This window comes from Bartonella sp. AP88HLJMH (genome assembly GCF_042195605.1).
Lineage (GTDB): Bacteria > Pseudomonadota > Alphaproteobacteria > Rhizobiales > Rhizobiaceae > Bartonella.
In genome coordinates this window covers 1-509 of the sequence record NZ_JBHIOR010000138.1, presented here as the reverse complement: position 1 = coordinate 509, position 509 = coordinate 1, and the positions used below count along the sequence as shown (strand labels likewise).

The window sequence follows — 509 nt, the reverse complement described above, 5'->3', positions numbered from 1 at the left end:
AGCTGGAACCAAATTGATTATCCTTGGGATTTGGCAAATTTTCCGTGGTGTTCGGTCAAAAAACATGAACGCGATATACTCATGGCAGAGTGGTTCCAAAATCGTCCCCTTTATTTGGCTTTAAGAGACGAAAACAATACTCTGATTGGGTATCGCCGATGCAACATTGTCCAGCCTGTAGAGCAGGTTTTAGAGGGTGTTTACAACCATTGTGGCAACAGATTTAACCCTTCTACAACAGGCACTCTGTTGTTTCTTGCAGCCCGCACAGATTTTGAAGATGTTGAGGACAAACAAGCCGCCGCTGTTTCCCTTCTCGTTCATGGCTGTCTTGCACAACAAACCCCTCTTGGCAAACTTTGGTTAGGGGCTGATGAGCTAAATGGCGGTGTAGAGATACTCAAAACGCCTATCAATATTCCTTTGCGTGCCGATGTTCGCGAACAATTCAAGATTTTATTGAGGTTTTAATATGAAGCATGAAAGTGGTTTACCCTTTGCAATTGACA

The 509-nt window shown here is 43.6% G+C and carries 1 pseudogene; it reads left to right on the top strand.

What is annotated here, in order from left to right:
- Positions 1–471: pseudogene (locus ACFIMA_RS10025) on the top strand (phage tail protein); the annotation flags it as partial.
- Positions 472–509 lie beyond the last annotated feature (38 nt).